Source organism: Labedella gwakjiensis, assembly GCF_003014675.1.
Classification (GTDB): Bacteria; Actinomycetota; Actinomycetes; order Actinomycetales; family Microbacteriaceae; genus Labedella; species Labedella gwakjiensis.
The window spans coordinates 530128-545537 of record NZ_PYAU01000001.1; the positions used below are offsets into that span (position 1 = coordinate 530128).

The 15410-nt window shown below is 68.6% G+C and carries 11 protein-coding genes; 6 read left to right on the forward strand and 5 right to left on the reverse strand.

Features of this window, described 5'->3' with window-relative positions; all coding sequences use genetic code 11:
- The first annotated feature begins 39 nt into the window (after positions 1–39).
- Complete coding sequence (locus tag CLV49_RS02460; protein WP_243696764.1) at positions 40–1086, forward strand: glycosyltransferase family protein; 1047 nt, start codon at positions 40–42, stop codon at positions 1084–1086.
- A 13-nt stretch (positions 1087–1099) separates the two neighbouring features.
- Here CLV49_RS02460 and CLV49_RS02465 read toward each other — a convergent pair whose 3' ends face one another.
- On the reverse strand, positions 1100–2080 hold the full coding sequence (locus tag CLV49_RS02465) for a glycosyltransferase family 2 protein (protein WP_106564832.1): 981 nt from the start codon (positions 2078–2080) through the stop codon (positions 1100–1102).
- A gap of 84 nt (positions 2081–2164) precedes the next feature.
- Here CLV49_RS02465 and CLV49_RS02470 point away from each other — a divergent pair, with 84 nt between their 5' ends.
- Together CLV49_RS02470 and CLV49_RS02475 are read left to right on the forward strand one after the other, a co-directional pair.
- Complete coding sequence (locus CLV49_RS02470) at positions 2165–3712, forward strand: lipopolysaccharide biosynthesis protein (RefSeq protein WP_106562118.1); 1548 nt, start codon at positions 2165–2167, stop codon at positions 3710–3712.
- Positions 3709–4680: a glycosyltransferase family protein gene (locus CLV49_RS02475; protein WP_243696765.1), complete on the forward strand. Its 972-nt coding sequence runs from the start codon at positions 3709–3711 to the stop codon at positions 4678–4680. Before CLV49_RS02470 ends, CLV49_RS02475 begins: the two co-directional genes overlap by 4 nt.
- A gap of 129 nt (positions 4681–4809) precedes the next feature.
- On the opposite strand, the gene CLV49_RS02480 is transcribed toward CLV49_RS02475, so the two are convergent.
- The 3 genes from CLV49_RS02480 to CLV49_RS02490 all read right to left on the reverse strand — a co-directional run bounded on the left by CLV49_RS02480 (position 4810) and on the right by CLV49_RS02490 (position 11990).
- On the reverse strand, positions 4810–10212 hold the full coding sequence (locus tag CLV49_RS02480; RefSeq protein ID WP_106562119.1) for a PKD domain-containing protein: 5403 nt from the start codon (positions 10210–10212) through the stop codon (positions 4810–4812).
- 330 nt (positions 10213–10542) lie between these two features.
- Complete coding sequence (locus tag CLV49_RS02485) at positions 10543–11229, reverse strand: hypothetical protein (protein WP_106562120.1); 687 nt, start codon at positions 11227–11229, stop codon at positions 10543–10545.
- Entirely contained in the window at positions 11226–11990 is a 765-nt protein-coding gene (locus tag CLV49_RS02490; protein ID WP_106562121.1) for a CDP-alcohol phosphatidyltransferase family protein, read from the reverse strand. Before CLV49_RS02490 ends, CLV49_RS02485 begins: the two co-directional genes overlap by 4 nt.
- Positions 11991–12232: 242 nt before the next feature.
- On the opposite strand from CLV49_RS02490, the gene CLV49_RS02495 reads away from it, so the two are divergent.
- Complete coding sequence (locus CLV49_RS02495) at positions 12233–12688, forward strand: FAD synthase family protein (protein WP_106562122.1); 456 nt, start codon at positions 12233–12235, stop codon at positions 12686–12688.
- A 100-nt stretch (positions 12689–12788) separates the two neighbouring features.
- The gene (locus CLV49_RS02500; RefSeq protein ID WP_106562123.1) at positions 12789–13775 is read left to right on the forward strand and encodes a malate dehydrogenase; all 987 of its coding nucleotides are present in this window, start codon (positions 12789–12791) and stop codon (positions 13773–13775) included.
- A gap of 18 nt (positions 13776–13793) precedes the next feature.
- On the opposite strand, the gene CLV49_RS02505 is transcribed toward CLV49_RS02500, so the two are convergent.
- A complete protein-coding gene (locus CLV49_RS02505) occupies positions 13794–14351 on the reverse strand; it encodes a CGNR zinc finger domain-containing protein (RefSeq protein WP_106562124.1) in 558 nt (185 codons plus the stop codon).
- A gap of 70 nt (positions 14352–14421) precedes the next feature.
- Between CLV49_RS02505 and CLV49_RS02510 the strand changes: the two genes are divergently transcribed.
- Positions 14422–15381, forward strand: coding sequence for an EamA family transporter (locus CLV49_RS02510; RefSeq protein WP_106562125.1), 960 nt, complete (start codon positions 14422–14424; stop codon positions 15379–15381).
- Positions 15382–15410: the final 29 nt, after the last annotated feature.

Below are 15410 nucleotides of genomic sequence, written 5' to 3' on the forward strand. Positions count from 1 at the left end.
TCGTCCCGACACGATTCAGACCCCTGGAACCGACTCCCTATGGAAAGCAGAAGTGTGAACAAGCCAGAGCCGACCGTGGCTGTGCAACAGTCCTTTCCGGAGCCGCGCGAGACCACGAACCCCTACATCCACATGCTGCGGGACAACCTCGCAGCGACCCCGGGGGTCGACGTCCGGACGTTCACCTGGCGACGAGCACTCCTCGGCCGCTACGACGTCTTCCACGCCCACTGGCCGGAGATCCTCGTCTCGGGCCACTCGCCGCTCAAGAAGGCCGTTCGTCAGGCGCTGACGGTCGCACTCCTCGCGAAGCTCGCGATCACGAGGACACCGATCGTGCGCACACTGCACAACCTGCACCGCCCGAGCGGAATCAGCCGCGTCGAGAACGCCCTCCTCGCTCTCTTCGAACGCCGCACGGCCTTCGTGATCGTGCTCAACGAGTCGACCGCCCTCCCGGACGGCACCCGATCGACCGTGATCCCGCACGGACACTACCGCGAGTGGTTCGCGCCGTACCCGCAGCGCCCCGCCGTCACCGGCCGCTTCAGCTACTTCGGACTGATCCGCCGCTACAAGGGAGTCGATCGACTCCTGACCGCCTTCGCATCCGTTGCCGGCGATGTCAGCCTGCGTGTGGCCGGTAAGCCGTCGTCAGCCGACCTCGCCGATGAGCTCAGCCGCCTCGCGGCCGCCGACGAGCGCGTCGAGCTCAGCCTCGCGTTCTTGAGCGACGCCGAACTCGTGGACGTCGCACGTCAAGGCGAGCTCGTGGTGCTTCCGTATCGGGAGATGCACAACTCGGGCGGAGCCCTCGCGGCGCTCTCGGTCGACCGGCCGGTGCTCGTGCCGGCGAACGAGGTCAACGCCCGCCTCTCCGACGAGGTCGGGCCCGGGTGGGTTCACCAGTACGACGGAGAGCTGAGCGCCGAGCATCTCCTCTCCACCCTCCGCGTGCTGCACGAGGAGCCGAGGTCTGAACGTCCCGATCTGTCGCGACGAGACTGGGACGTGGCCGGGACCCTCCACCTCGCGGCCTACCGCGCGGCTCTCGCACGCCCGCGGGCGACGAGGACATCGCGATGACCGCGACGGACGATCACGACGACCTGCGGTACTCCTCGTACGAGTACCCGAAGACACCGGACACCATGCCGGCGCCCCTCGCGAGCGTCCTGGTCCCCTTCGCGCGATGGCGCACCGATCGGGTGAGCACCCCTCCCACGAGCCGCAACGCTCCGCCCGCCGCCCGGACGCCGCCCTTGGCGATGCCGGTGAGCCGCGCACGCACGCGAGCGAGCGGGCCGTCGGCGAGCGCTATCGAGGTGAGACTCCAACTGTTCCCGCTGCTGAACGCGCGCCTCACGACCCATGACCGCGTCGTGCGCTCGGCCGGCACGACGTCCCAGACGATCGCCTCGTCGCACCAGACGAGCCGCCCACCCCTCTCGTGCAGCGTCCGGGTGAACATCGTGTCCTCCCCTCCGGCGTGCCCGAACACCGGGTCGAAGACGAGACCGATGCGGCGGACCGTCCGGAGATCGAGGAGCAGGTTGTTCGTGGCGGCCACCGACACGGGGGTCCCCGTGGGCATGCGGCGGCGGCGGAAGAACTCCCCCGCTTCGATCCAGGGGTCCGGCTGCACGTCGAACCGGGAGATGACGGGACCCACGACGGCCACGGCATCGCCGCGATCGAAGGTGGCGACGAGGTCGACGAGCCACTCCGGGCTCGGCCTCTCGTCGTCGTCGATGAAGACGAGGATGTCCGAGCCCGCCCCCTCGGCCAGCGCGCGGTTGCGCGCCGCCGTGATGCCGGACACCGGCTCGGGGCAGTACCGCACCGGCACCTCTGCGGTCAGGGCGAACGACTCGACGAGCTCGCGGGCACTCTCCGCCGGATCGTTGTCGACCACGATGACCTCCACACGGTCGAATCGCGACGAGACGGACACTGCCTGGGCGGCGAGTTGCGGAAGGGCCTCGGCGATGTCCGCCGGACGCTTGTACGTGAGCACGGCTACGGCGAGCGCGCGAGCCTCTGCCGCGCGAGGGTGCACAGCTCCCGAAGTGGTCGTCATGTTCTGCCTCTCCCCCGACGCGCCGGCCCCGACGGCGCATCGGCTCACGTCCTCCCACATTATGCCGCCGACGGGGGCACGACGATGAGCACCAAGGCTCCGACGGCGTCCTCGAACGGCGACTTCGGCCGGAACGCTGCTCGCGGCGCCGCCGTGACCATGGGTGGCCAGCTCGTCCGCATCCTCATCCAGTTCGTCTCGGTCGTCGTGCTGTCGCGGTTGCTCTCACCCGACGAATACGGACTGTTCACGATGGTCATGGTGATCGTCGGGGTGTCGGAGGTCTTCCGCGACTTCGGGCTGTCGAACGCCGCCATCCAGGCACCGAGTCTCAGTTCACGTCAGCGCGACGTGCTGTTCTGGGCGAACGCGGGAATCGGCGTGGCCCTCGGCGTGATCCTCTTCGGGGTCGCCTATCTCATCGGTGCCCTCTACGGACGTCCTGAGCTCATTCCCCTTGCGCAGTTCATGGCCCTCACCTTCGTGTTGAACGGCATCGCGACCCAGCACCGAGCGAGTCTCAGCCGCGACCTCCGGTTCGGGGCTCTCGCGCTCATCGACGTGGTCGCCTCCGTCGGTGCGCTAGCGATCGCCATCGTGCTCGCCGTGTCCGGCGCCAGCTATTGGTCCCTCGCGTGGCAGATGGTCTCGCTCGCCCTCATCAGCCTCGTCCTGGTGATGGCGGCGTCGCGTTGGCTGCCCCGTCTGCCGCGTCGTGGCACCGACATGACGGGCTTCTACCGTTTCGGATGGAACATGGTGTCGACCCAGCTCATCGGCTACGCGGCGAGCAACACCGATTCGCTCGTGCTCGGTCTCCGCTTCGGCCCCGGACCACTCGGCGTGTACAGCCGAGGCTTCCAGCTGTTGATGAACCCCCTCAATCAGCTCCGCGCTCCCATCACGCGTGTCGCGATCCCGGTGCTCTCACGCATGCAGGCCGAGCACGAGCGCCTGCGCTTCAACAGCTATGTCACCCGTGGGCAGATCGCTCTCGGCTACACGCTCGTGGCCGGGCTGGCCCTCGTCGCCGGTGCCGCTCAGCCTCTCGTCGACGTCTTCCTCGGACCCAAGTGGGGCGAGGTCCCGCCGGTCCTCCGTCTGCTGGCCGTCGCGGGGGCGTTCCAGACCCTCGCGCTCGTCGGCTACTGGGTGTACGTCTCGCGCGGACTCACCGGACACCTCTTCCGATTCACCCTCATGAGCGCCGGGATGAAGATCACGTTCGTCCTCATCGGGTCGCAGTGGGGCATCGTCGGCGTCGCCGCGGGCTTCGCGCTCGAGCCGGTGCTCTCCTGGCCCCTGTCGCTGTGGTGGCTCAACCGCGCCACACCGATCCCCATCAGGACGCTCCTCGTCGGTGTCGTGAGGATCTCCGCCGCAGCGATCATCGCCGGAGCGGCGGCGTTCGGGGCGACGGTGCTGGCCGCCCCGGCCGGCGCGGTCGTACAGATCCTCGCCGCCGTGGTCGCCGAGGTGATGGCCTACGGGCTCCTCGCGCTCATCGTCCGCCCGATACGACGCGACGTCCTCGTCCTGCTCGAGATCGTGCGCACCGCGCGCCGCTCCAAGACGACGCCACCCATTGAGCCAGGGGACGCCGGTCCCGCCGACGACGGGAGCACCCTGTGAGCACGAACGACGTGAGATCCGACGCGATCTCCGGACCCGATTTCGCCGGAGCGGCCGTCGTGGTCGTGAACTACGGGTCGAGCGATCTCCTCGAGGCGAATCTGACGGAACTCACGAGGAATGCACCCGGTCTTCTCGCCGTGACCGTCGACAACTTCACGACGGCGCTCGAGCGCGAGTCGATGCGGCATCTCTCTGCCGCCGAAGGGTGGGAGCTGGTCGAGCCGGAGAGCAACATCGGCTTCGGCGCCGGCGTCAACCGCGGCATCGCCCGAGCGCGCGAACGCGGCGCTGATCGATTCCTCATCCTCAACCCCGACGCGAGCATCGACCCGGGGTCAGCCGCACGGCTGCTCTCGGCCGTCGTCGCCGACCCCGACGCGCTCGTCGCCCCGCGGATCCTGCGTCCGGACGGCAGTGTCTGGTTCGCCGGTTCGGACCTCTACCTCGACGACGGACGCATCCGATCGCTGCGCCGTCGCCTCAGCGACGTCGACGCCTCCCGCATCGAACCGTGGCTCACCGGCGCATGCCTCGCGGTGTCCTGGCAGCTCTGGTCACGCATCGACGGCTTCTCCGACGAGTACTTCCTCTACTGGGAGGACGTGGACCTCTCCCACAAGGTCGTCGCGTCGGGCGGACGCCTCGTCTCCCTCGACGACGCCGTCGCGATCCACGCCGAGGGCGGCACTCAGGCCGAGGGCCTTGCATCCTCCGGCCAGGCGAAGTCCACGACGTACTACTACTACAACATCCGCAACCGCATCCTGTTCGCCGCGCTGCACCTCTCCGACGAGGAGTACCGCGCCTGGCTGAGGCACACCCCGACCGTCTCGTGGGAGATCCTCCTCCAGGGCGGCCGACGGCAGTTCCTGAGCTCGCTCGCCCCCCTGCGCGCGGGACTGCGAGGGGTGCGCGACGGACGCCGCATCGGGAAGCGTGTGCGCCGCACCCGCGGCCACGCCTAGGACGCGCACCCCACGACGTCGACTCGACGGCACCGTGCGCTCGGCGCCGTATACGACGATCTGCGCCCTGACCACGAAAAGCCGGGCGCATCCTCGAGAGGAGGATGCGCCCGGCCAGGTCGTGACCGCTTAGATCGCGGTGACCTTGTAGTCCGTGAACCGGACGGAGACGGGGCCGGACGTGATCGAACTCGCCATGTAGGCGGAGAGACCGACCGAACCGGCCGTCTGAAGGGCCGCCGTCGAGTCGGTCACCTGCGCCTGCCACGCGGCCGGCTCGGTCTGACCGGCGACCCAGGCCTTCGCCCGGATCGTGGTCGGGGCGGTTCCGAACGCCTGGACGCGGACGGTGATCGCCGTGCCCGCCGTGTAGCCCGTGATCGGCAACGCGACCGACTGGAGGACGACGGTGTTGCGCATCAGGTGGATGCGCAGCGAGCCGTTCTCCTGCACGACGAGCCGTGCGGAGTAGCTGTCGGACCCGACCTGCCTGGCGATGACCGAGGCGTACTGGACGCCTCCCGTCGAAGCCGACGGGACCGTGATCGTGACGGTCGAGTCGGTCTCCGTCGCGGAGACGGCTCCCAGTCGAGCCGACCGCGTCTGGCCGGCGGCCACGTCGATCACGCCGGCCGATCCGTTCACCGAGAAGGAGGAGTTCCCACCCGCGACCGTCCACGGCCCGCCCGTCGTCGCGTTGCCCCAGGAGGAGGACGCCGTGCGACCGAAGGCGTCGGCGGCGAGAACCGCCGGGGTTCCGGGCTCGGGCGGCGCCGTCACCGTGACGGAACGCGTCGTCGTGTTCGTCGCACCGTCGTCATCCGTCACGGTGAGGCTCACCGTGTAGGTCCCGGCGGCTCCGTAGGCGTGCGAGGACGTCGAGCCCGTGCCCGTCGTCCCGTCGCCGTACTGCCAGGCGTACGAGGCGATCGTGCCGTCCGAGTCCGTCGACGCGGAGGCGTCGAGTGCCACCGACAGGTCGGTGGGCGTCGCCGTGAAGGACGCGGCCGGTGCGACGTTCGGCGTCGGTGTGACGGCGCCGAGGGCGACGGCTGAGAAGGCGTCGAACCGGACCGAGACCGGACCGTTCGTGACGGTGCTCGGCATGTAGCCTCCGAGGCCGATCGCTCCGGCGGCCTGGAGGCCCTCCGTCGAATCGGTCGCGCTGACCTGCCACGCGCCGGGCTCCGCTCCCGCAGCCGCCCAGACCTTCGCCTTGAGCGTCGTCGGGGACGTGCCGCTGATCTCGAGGGAGATCTGCAGATCGGTTCCGGGCGTGTACGTGAGTCCGGGGACCGTGTACGCCTGGAGCGCCGTCGAGCCGCGCAGCAGCTGGATGCGCACCGCGCCCGATGCCTGGATCCACACCCGAGCCGAGTAGCTCGTCGTCCCGACCTGTCGGCCGATGACGGAGGCGTAGACGCCGCCGCCGTTCGCGATGTCGGACGCCGCCACGCGAGTGTTGATGTTCGCGTCCGTCACGGAGACGGTGCTGAGTCGGCTGGTCCGCGTTCCGCCGGCGGGGAGCGAGATGACGCCGGCGCCGCCCGCGACCGAGAAGCTGCTGTTGCCGCCTCCCACTGTCCAGAGTCCGCCCGGCTGTGCGGAGCCCCACGCGTTCGTCGCGGTGCGCTCGAACGTGTCGGCAGCGATGGTCTCCGCGGCCGGAGGCGCCGTGACGGTGACCTCCTTCTGCGTCTGGATCGTCGCGCCGCGGTTGTCGGTCACCGCGAGCGTCACCGTGTACGTGCCGGCGGAGCCGTAGGTGTGACTCGTCGTCGCTCCCGAACCCGATTCACCGTCGCCGAAGTTCCATGCGTAGGACGCGATCGTCCCGTCCGGGTCGGTCGAGGCCGAACCGTCGAGCGCGACTCCCAGTCCCGACGGGGTCGCCGTGAAGCTCGCCGTGGGGTTCTGGTTCGCCGGCAGTGCCGCCGCGACGACCCGGGTCGCCGTTGCCGTCGCACCCCTGTCGTCCGTCACCGTGAGCGTGACGAGGTAGTTGCCCGGCGTCTCGTACGCGTGACTCGTCGTGACCCCCGTCGCCGTCGCCCCGTCACCGAAGTTCCAGGCGTAGCTCGAGATGGTCCCGTCGCTGTCGGCGGAGGCCGACGCGTCGAACGCGGCGGAGAGGTTCGTGACCTGGTCCGTGAAGGACGCCGTCGGGACGGCGTTGGGTGCCGTGACCGTGACGTTCTGCGTCGACGTCGCCGTCCCACCGCGGTTGTCGGTGACCGTGAGCTTCACGGCGTACGTGCCGGCGGCGGCGTACGTGCGGTTCGCCGTGACGCCCGTGCCGGTCTGCCCGTCACCGAAGTCCCAGGCGTAGGACACGATCGTGCCGTCGGAGTCCGCGGATGCCGTCGCGTCGAAGGATGCGGCGAGATCGGAAGAGGCCGCCGTGAACGACGCGGTCGGAGGCACGTTGGCCACCACTCCACGGCCGAGACCGTTGTGCTGCTCCACCTGGGCGGCGGTGAGGGGCGTCGAGTAGATCGCGACCTCGTCGATGGTTCCGGCGAAGTACGGAGCGGTCCCGCCCCATGTCGTGTCGCCACCGACCCGCCAGTAGCCCGTGTAGTTCTGCGCAGCGGTCTGCGGGTTGGTGCCGACGGAGTTCCCGTCGATGAACATGTTCATGCCGGCGGAGGACTGCTGCGCCACGACGTGGTGCCACTGGCCGTCGTTGTACGCGGAACCCGACGTGATCGTGTTCGTCTGTCCCGTCCACGTTCCGAAGGTGAGCCGTCCGTCGTTCTCCATGTAGACATGGCGGTCGTAGCCACCGGAACCGCCCGTTGGGCTCGCTCCGAAGCCGACGATCTTCCCGCCGCGGGTCGTCGTGGTCTTGAACCACGCCTCGACCGCGTACGTCGTGGGGTTGTTGATCGGGCTAGCGCTCGCCACGCCGGCTTCGTTCCAGCCCCACCATTCCTCGGTGGGGGCGAACGTCGCCGCCTTGTCGGGGACTCCGTTGAGTGCGCCCGTCGCGCCCTTGTTCACGAGGCCGGTGTAGGTGCCGGGGTTCCCGAACGGACCGGAGTCCGCCGCCACGGTGCCGCTCGACTCGCCGAGCCGCCAGTAGGAGGTCGGCTCGAGGGAGAAGACCGCGGCTCCGTATGCGTCGGCGGGGGCGACGGGAATGGTCGACGTGCGACCCGATGCGACGAAGTGGGCGTCGATCGACTGACGGCTCAGCACGGTCGGGTAGACCGCCACGTCGTCGATGGCGCCGGCGAAGTAGTCGCTGCTGCCGCGGTTCGGCCAACCGCCGAGGTTGTCACCGCCGATGCGCCAGTAGCCGGAGAACGCCTGGCCCGCCGTCGTGTCGGCACGGCTCGCCACCTTCTTGCTGTCGACGTAGAGCTGCATGCCGTTCGATCCGAGCGTGGCCACGACGTGGTGCCACTGGTTGTCGTTGTAGCTCGCGGCGCTCGTGATCGTCTGCGTGTTGCCGGTGTAGACGCCGAAGGTCAGGTGACCCGAGTTGTCCATGTAGACGTGCCGGTCGTACGAGCCCGAGTTGCCGGAGGCGCTGTTGCCGAATCCGATGATCTTTCCACCAGAGGTCGTCCCTGTCTTGATCCATGCCTCGGCCGTGAAGGTGTTCGAGGCGGGCTTCGACGCGGTCGACACTCCGATGTTGTCGATCGATCCAGGGAAGGTCGATGCGGTGTTCGTCGAGCTCGCCTCCTGACCGGTGGTCCCGCGGGTCACTCCGCTCGAGAGCTTCATGTCGTCGCCGGCGTTCCAGTCGTAGGCGATGGTGCCGGAGGCCTCACCGAGCGGCCAGAACGACGTGGGGTTGTCGTCGAGGACCCTCTGCGTGTACGCGCTGATCTGTCCATCGGCCGAGACCGTGACGCTCACCTGCGTGCCCATCGTCGAGTTGCCGAACGGGTCGGTCGCACGGATGCGATAGGTGTACGTCTGTCCTGGAGTGAGACCCGTGTCGAGGAACGACATGAGAGGTCGCTTGTAGAACGTCGAGCTCGCCTGCGTCGTGTAGACGGGGGTCGCCGTCTGGTTGTTGCGGATCACGTCGTAGGTCAGGAGGGAGTTGTCACGGTCGTGGTTGGCCTGCCAGGCGACACGCACAGTGCCCGTGCTGAAGGAGGCGAGGCTCGGCACGAAGTTCGTCCCGGTGAGACGCGGACCATCGTCGTTCGGGGCGATCTCCTTCTTCGCGAAGCGAACGAGACCCTGCTGTCCCTTGCCGTTCACGGTCGTGAACTCTCCGCCGTAGAGCACGTAGTCACCCGCGACCACGACATCCCACGGGCCCTGGCCCGATCCGCTGGCCTTGCCGGTGTTGAAGGAGGGGAACCAGTTGACGAGGGAGGGCGAGGGGGTGCCGTTGAAGTTGTAGTAGCCGTACGGGTCCGCCGTCAGAGTACCCGTGGTGGCCTTCGTGAAGGCGACGGCACGATAGAAGGTCCACGGCTCCGTCTGGGGGAATCCGCCGACGTTGCCGCAGTAGTGCGCGTGGCCGGCCGTGTACACGACGTCGGTTCCGGGGGCTACCGAGTAGCTGTCACCGTGGCAGTCCTCGACCCATTCGAGCTCGCCGCTGTTCCAGTTCGCCTTGAACGTTCCCTCGAGGTTTCCGCCGGCTCCGAAGACGTATCCGGTCCCGTAGACGTAGGTGCCGTCCGTGGCGAGCGAGTTGATGGAGGCGTCGGTGCCTCCGTTGCGGATGAGGGAGTTGATCGCCCACGAGTTCGACGCGCCGGCGGTCGTGTCGACCGAGGCGAGTCCGTAGCCGGGGTTGTTCGATCCGTTCACCTGTGTGAAGTTGCCGCCGAAGACGATCTTGTCCTGCGCAGCCGACATCACCATCGAGGAGACGTTGCCGTCGGGGACGTTGGGTGCCCACGCGGTGAGTGCACCGTTGGACGCGGAGAAGGCCGCGGTCCGCAGACGGGTCTCGTTGCCGGCCGATGTGAACTGACCACCGATGTAGACGGTCGTGTTCGTCGCGACGACGGTGTTGACGCGAGAGTTGATAGTCGGGGCGAAGCCCGCGATGAGGCTCCCCGTTGCGACGTCGAACGCGGCGACGCGATAGCGCGTCGAGCCGGCCGCCGTCGTGAACTGGCCGGCGACGTAGAGACGTGTCTTGTCCGGCGATGCCGTGATGGAGCGGACCTGCGCATTGAACGCTGGCGCGAACGGGAGAAGGGCACCCGTCGTGAGGTTGTATGCGAGGAAGTTGCTGCGGGTCACCGTGTTGGTGCCGGCGGCCGAACCGGCGGGACGCGCCGTCGTGAAGTCGCCTCCCACGTACACCGTGTTGCCCACGACGTACTGATCCCAGACGACACCGTCGATCTGTGGGGCGGCCAGTGGGTCGGATGACACGGTCTCCGGCTGTCCGGCCTCCGGCATGGTGTCGGCGGCCGCGGGCTGCAGGGAGAGCATGCTCAACACGATCGCGGACACGGTGACGCCGACGAGAGCGACGAGTCGCGCTCCCCTCCGCGTGCGGGGTTCGGATGTTGCGGCTTCGGGTACCGACAACGTTGTGGTCATGGGGGGTCTCGCCGTCTCTGGGGGGATGTGTATGCACCGACCTGCCGGGCGGTGTCTCAGTGAACCTGAGGGCCACTCACATCGGGTGATGCTAAATCGTAGCTTTCCTCACGTTTTCTCCGTGTCCCCCATTCGGGCCACATTCCACCCCCCTTTCGGGGTGACGACGACCCCCTTCTCGACGAGCCGAATCGTGCGAAGACGCATCGTGTCAGACCCTCGACGGGCCGGACACGGGACGGCAGGGATACGAGAGAGGCAGGAACGCGCAACGGGCGGGGACGCCGAAATGATTCGGCACCCCCGCCCGTTGCGGTGACGATCGCGGATCTACTGGGGCGCAGCGCCCTCGAACACCAGGGCGGGCTCAGCCGCCTCGTAGTCGACCGTGATCCGGACCTGATCACGCTGATCGGTCGGCACGTTGTAGACGAACGTCCCCGTGACGCTCTTGCCGGCAGCCACCTCTTGCGGGAACGGCTCTCCCCCGGGCTCGGCCAGTTCGATCGCCGGGATCTGATCCGCTCCGTAGTACACGTTCGTCACGGCACCGAGGAGGGAGTAGGCCTCGTCGCTGTCGTTCGTGAACGTGACGGTGAAACGAAGGGACGGTCCGGCGATCTCGCCAGGCATCGACGCCTCGCCCTCGACCGCCTCGAGGTCGTCGAGGGCGACGGTCACGCCGCCGTCGATGGGCGCGGGCTCGTCGAAATCGCGGATGTCGTCGACGACCTCTCCGCCGGCACCCGGCTCCGCCGATGCGGACGGATCGGCCGAGGCGGAGGAACCGTCGCTCGGCGTCGACGCGCTGGGGAGAGGCGTCGAGCTCGCCGACGTGGTGGCGGCGGGCGACGGTGCGCTGGAATTGACCGACCAGATGACGAGTGCGGCCACGACGGCCACGACGACGACGATCACGAGGATCAGCAGTCCTCGCCGTCTCGCGTGCGCCTCGGGATCCGTCGTCGTCTCCGATTCGACGGGAGTGGTCTCCTCGTCCGGCGTGTCCTCACTCATCGTGCCCCCTCACTTTCCGGCGCGTCGAGCGCCACCATGTCTCTGAACCATTTGACCGCCGCAAGCAGCAGGAACCCGGCGTTGGCCAGGAAGAGCAGTCCGTAGACCACGAAGAACACCAGCGGCGCACCCAGCAGGACGAAGACGAAGCACAGCAGGCCGTAATCGGTCGGGATCACGAGGAACGATCGCAGACGCGATCCGCCACCGGCTTCCGCCGTCCCCTTGCGACCGCGCACGTGCTTCAGCTGATCGTTCAGGATCATCGCGAAGAACGTGACGTTCGCGACGATCGAGTAGCCGATCGGGACCAGGAGCCACGCGTCGGACGGCAGGTCGAAGAATCTGTAGGCCGAGATGAGCACCGCGATGTGCAGGCTCGAGATCTTGAGCGCGTCGACGACATGATCGAGCCACTCCCCCGCGGCCGATCCCCCGCCGCGCAACCTCGCCACCTGGCCGTCGGCGGAGTCGAACGCGTAGCCCACGGCGAGGAGGAGCCAGATGAGCACTCCGGACCACCAGACCGGGGGCACCGTCGCGAGGAGGATGATCCCCGAGAACGTGAAGGCCGCGCTCACAGCCGTCACCGCATTCGGGGTGAGGCCGGCGCGGTACGCAGCGGCCGCGATGAACCGACCGAGCTTGCGGTTGACGTAGATGGAGTAGGCCGGCGCGCCCTTGGCAGCGCCCTTCTGGGCCGACGCGAGCCGCGCGACAGTGGCGCGATAACCCTCGATGGGACGCTCGGTGGTCGTCATTCTCACTCCTCGTTCGGATCCGGTCGCACTCGCGATCGATGTGCGGCCGATTCAACGTTACAGAAGGCAGAAGACGAATAACGAGGATCCCTCATTTCGTACTCCCCCCAGTTCACGGGGTTTCTTCCCCATGGACCACGGTCGTCGTTATGATCGTGAGAGATCCTCACCTGAGGATGACTCGACTTCACGACGGCGGCTCAGCCCCGTCCACCACGACCATGAGAGCTGAGGGGTGCCCCATGATCCGAATCGGATACGCCGCCGGAGCGTTCGATCTCTTCCACGTCGGACACCTCAACATCCTGAAGCACGCCAAGAGCGCGTGCGACTACCTCATCGCGGGCGTCGTCAGCGACGAGCTCCTCATCTCGCGCAAGAAGGTCACGCCGGTCATCCCACTCGCGGAGCGCATGGAGATCGTCGGCAACATCCGCTACGTCGACCAGGTCGTCGCCGAGGACCTGCCGTCCAAGATGGAGATGTGGGAGCGACTGCGCTTCACCACCTTCTTCAAGGGCGACGACTGGCGCGGCACCCCTCAGGGCCTCGCCCTCGAGCAGCAGTTCTCCGAGGTCGGCGTCGAGGTCGTCTACTTCCCGTACACGATGTCGACGTCGAGCACGGCCCTCCGCCGGGCCCTGGCCTCCCTCGAGGCCGGCGCCACCGTCTCCGAGCCCGCCGCCGCTCGCGGCTGACCCAGCCGTATCCATTCGTCCGGCAGATCGTCTCTTCGGCACCGCAACGGACAGCACCGCAACCCGAGGATTTTCCGGGCGATGCGCCTAGGCTGACGCCATGAGCCAGCCTCCCCGGACCATCACCGTCACAGGAGCCGGCGGGCAGATCGGCTACGCCCTCCTCTTCCGGATCGCCTCCGGCGCGATCTACGGGCAGGACACGCCCGTCTCCCTCCGCCTGCTCGAGATCCCCGCCGGTCTGCGCTCAGCCGAGGGCGCAGCCCTCGAACTCACCGACTGCGCGTTCCCTCTCCTCCGCTCCGTCGAGGTGTCCGATGACGCCGACACCGCGTTCGCCGGAGCGGATGCCGCGCTCCTCGTGGGTGCCCGCCCGCGGTCGGCCGGAATGGAGCGGGGCGACCTCCTCGAGGCGAATGCCGCGATCTTCGGACCGCAAGGAGCTGCGATCGCACGGTCGGCCGGGCCCGACGTGCGCGTCGTGGTCGTGGGCAACCCCGCCAACACGAACGCCCTCATCGCCGCGGCCCACGCTGACGGTGTTCCGCCCGGGCGCTTCAGCGCGATGACCCGCCTCGATCACAACCGCGCGAGCGGCATCCTCGCCGCCCACCTCGCCGTACCCGTGTCCGACATCGACGGCGTGACCATCTGGGGCAACCATTCCGCGACGCAGTATCCGGACATCACGCGAGCGACCGTCGGGGGCGCGTCGGCCATCGATCTCGTGGATGCCGAGTGGATCAGGGAGAGGTTCATCCCCCGGGTCGCCGGGCGTGGCGCCGAGATCATCTCGGTCCGCGGATCCTCCTCCGTCGGCTCCGCCGCATCGGCGGCCATCGACCACCTGCACGACTGGGTGGACGGAACCCCCGGCACGTCGTGGACGTCCGCAGCCATCGTGTCCGACGGCTCGTACGGCGTGCCGGAAGGGCTCGTCTCGTCGTTCCCGGTGCGCTCGGTCGACGGCGAGTGGCGGATCGTCGACGGGATCGAGCTCGATGAGTTCTCACGCGCGCGCATCGACGCGTCGGTCGCCGAGCTCATCGACGAGCGGGAGCAGACGCGATCCCTCGGTCTCCTCTGAGTCGGAGAGGACGCCCCGTCAGGCGGAGCCCGACCTCCGCTCCCGGTACGCGTTGACGTTCATCCGGTTGCCGCAGTTGCCCACGTCGCAATAGCGCTTCGATCGATTCCGCGACAGGTCGACGAGCACAGCCTCGCAGTCGGGGGCCTCGCACTCCCGCATCCGCTGCCACTCGTCGGAGCGCAAGACGTCGACGAATGCCATGGCGGCCTCCACCTGAAGCCGCGTGACGACAGGCGCATCCGATTCCGTCGCGTGGATATGCCAGTCGAAGCCGTCGTGCCGCTGCAGCTGCGGGAGTGCCGCTCCTTCGCGTAGCAGCGCGTTGACACCGTCCACCGCATCGTCCCGCTCGGCGAGCCAGATGGCGCGAAGGCGCGGACGCAGAGCGCGGACGGCCTCGAGCTCATCGACGGTCCCGAGGCGCGCGCCCGTGAACTCCTGGGAGTCGAGGAACGCGACGAGATCGGCCGTCGTCGCGAGCTCGTCGTCCCGCGACCGTGATGCCCCCGGCGCGGTATTGACGAGGATCGCCGCGGCGATGAGCGACACCTCGGTGTCATGGGTGAAGAGCATATTGACTCCTGACATCGCCGGTCGTAGTGTCATGATCATCCTACCCGTTGACTCATGACAGGATCCGCCCATGCGCGCCACGCCCTCCGCAGCCTCCGGCATCCTCATCGGGCTGGTCTCGGCCCTCGCCTTCGGAGCGAGCGGACCGTTCGTGAAGACCCTGCTGGAGGCGGGATGGTCGCCGGCGTCCGCGGTGTTCCTCCGTACACTCGGCGCGACGATCGTCCTTGCGCCCCTCGGCGTGTGGGCTCTTCGTGGGCGATTCGCCATCCTGCGGCGCGAGTGGCGCCTCGTCGTCGGCTTCGGCCTGGTCGCCGTCGCCGGCGCCCAGCTCTGCTACTTCGCCGCCGTATCGCGCATGCCCGTGGGCATCTCCCTGCTCATCGAATACCTCGCACCGGTACTGCTCGTGCTCGCCGCGTGGGGACGCACCCGGCGAGCACCGAGGAGCCGCACGATCGCCGGCTCGGCGCTCAGCATCGGCGGGCTCGTGCTCGTGATCGACATCGCGGGCGCGACGCCCGACCTGCTCGGCGTGCTCTTCGCCCTCGGCGCGGCGGTGTGCCTCGGGGGGTACTTCGTGCTCTCCGCGCGGCCGACGGATCTTCCTCCGGTGGCGCTCGCCGCCGGCGGCTTGCTCGTCGCGTCGCTCGCGCTCGGCTCGGCCCTCCTCGTCGGCGTCCTCCCGGCATCCGCTCCCCTCGTGGACGTCGAGCTTCTCGGCTCCGTCGTGCCCTGGTGGGTCCCACTCGGCGTCATCGTCCTCGTCGCGACGGCCTTCGCGTACGTGGCCGGGATCGTCGCGGCAGGACGCATGGGCGAGCGACTCGCCTCGTTCGTCGGGCTGTCGGAGGTGCTTTTTGCCGTGTTGATCGCGTGGCTGCTCCTCGGCGAGGTTCCGAGTGTCGTCCAGGCCATGGGTGGCGCGCTCATTGTGGCCGGCGTGATCCTCGTCCGCCTCGACGGCGCCAAGCGCCCCACTCCGACCGCCCTCGACCTCCCCGCCCCGACGGCGGTCCCCACCCCCTAGCCCCCACCCCCCCACACCAAAAAGATCGC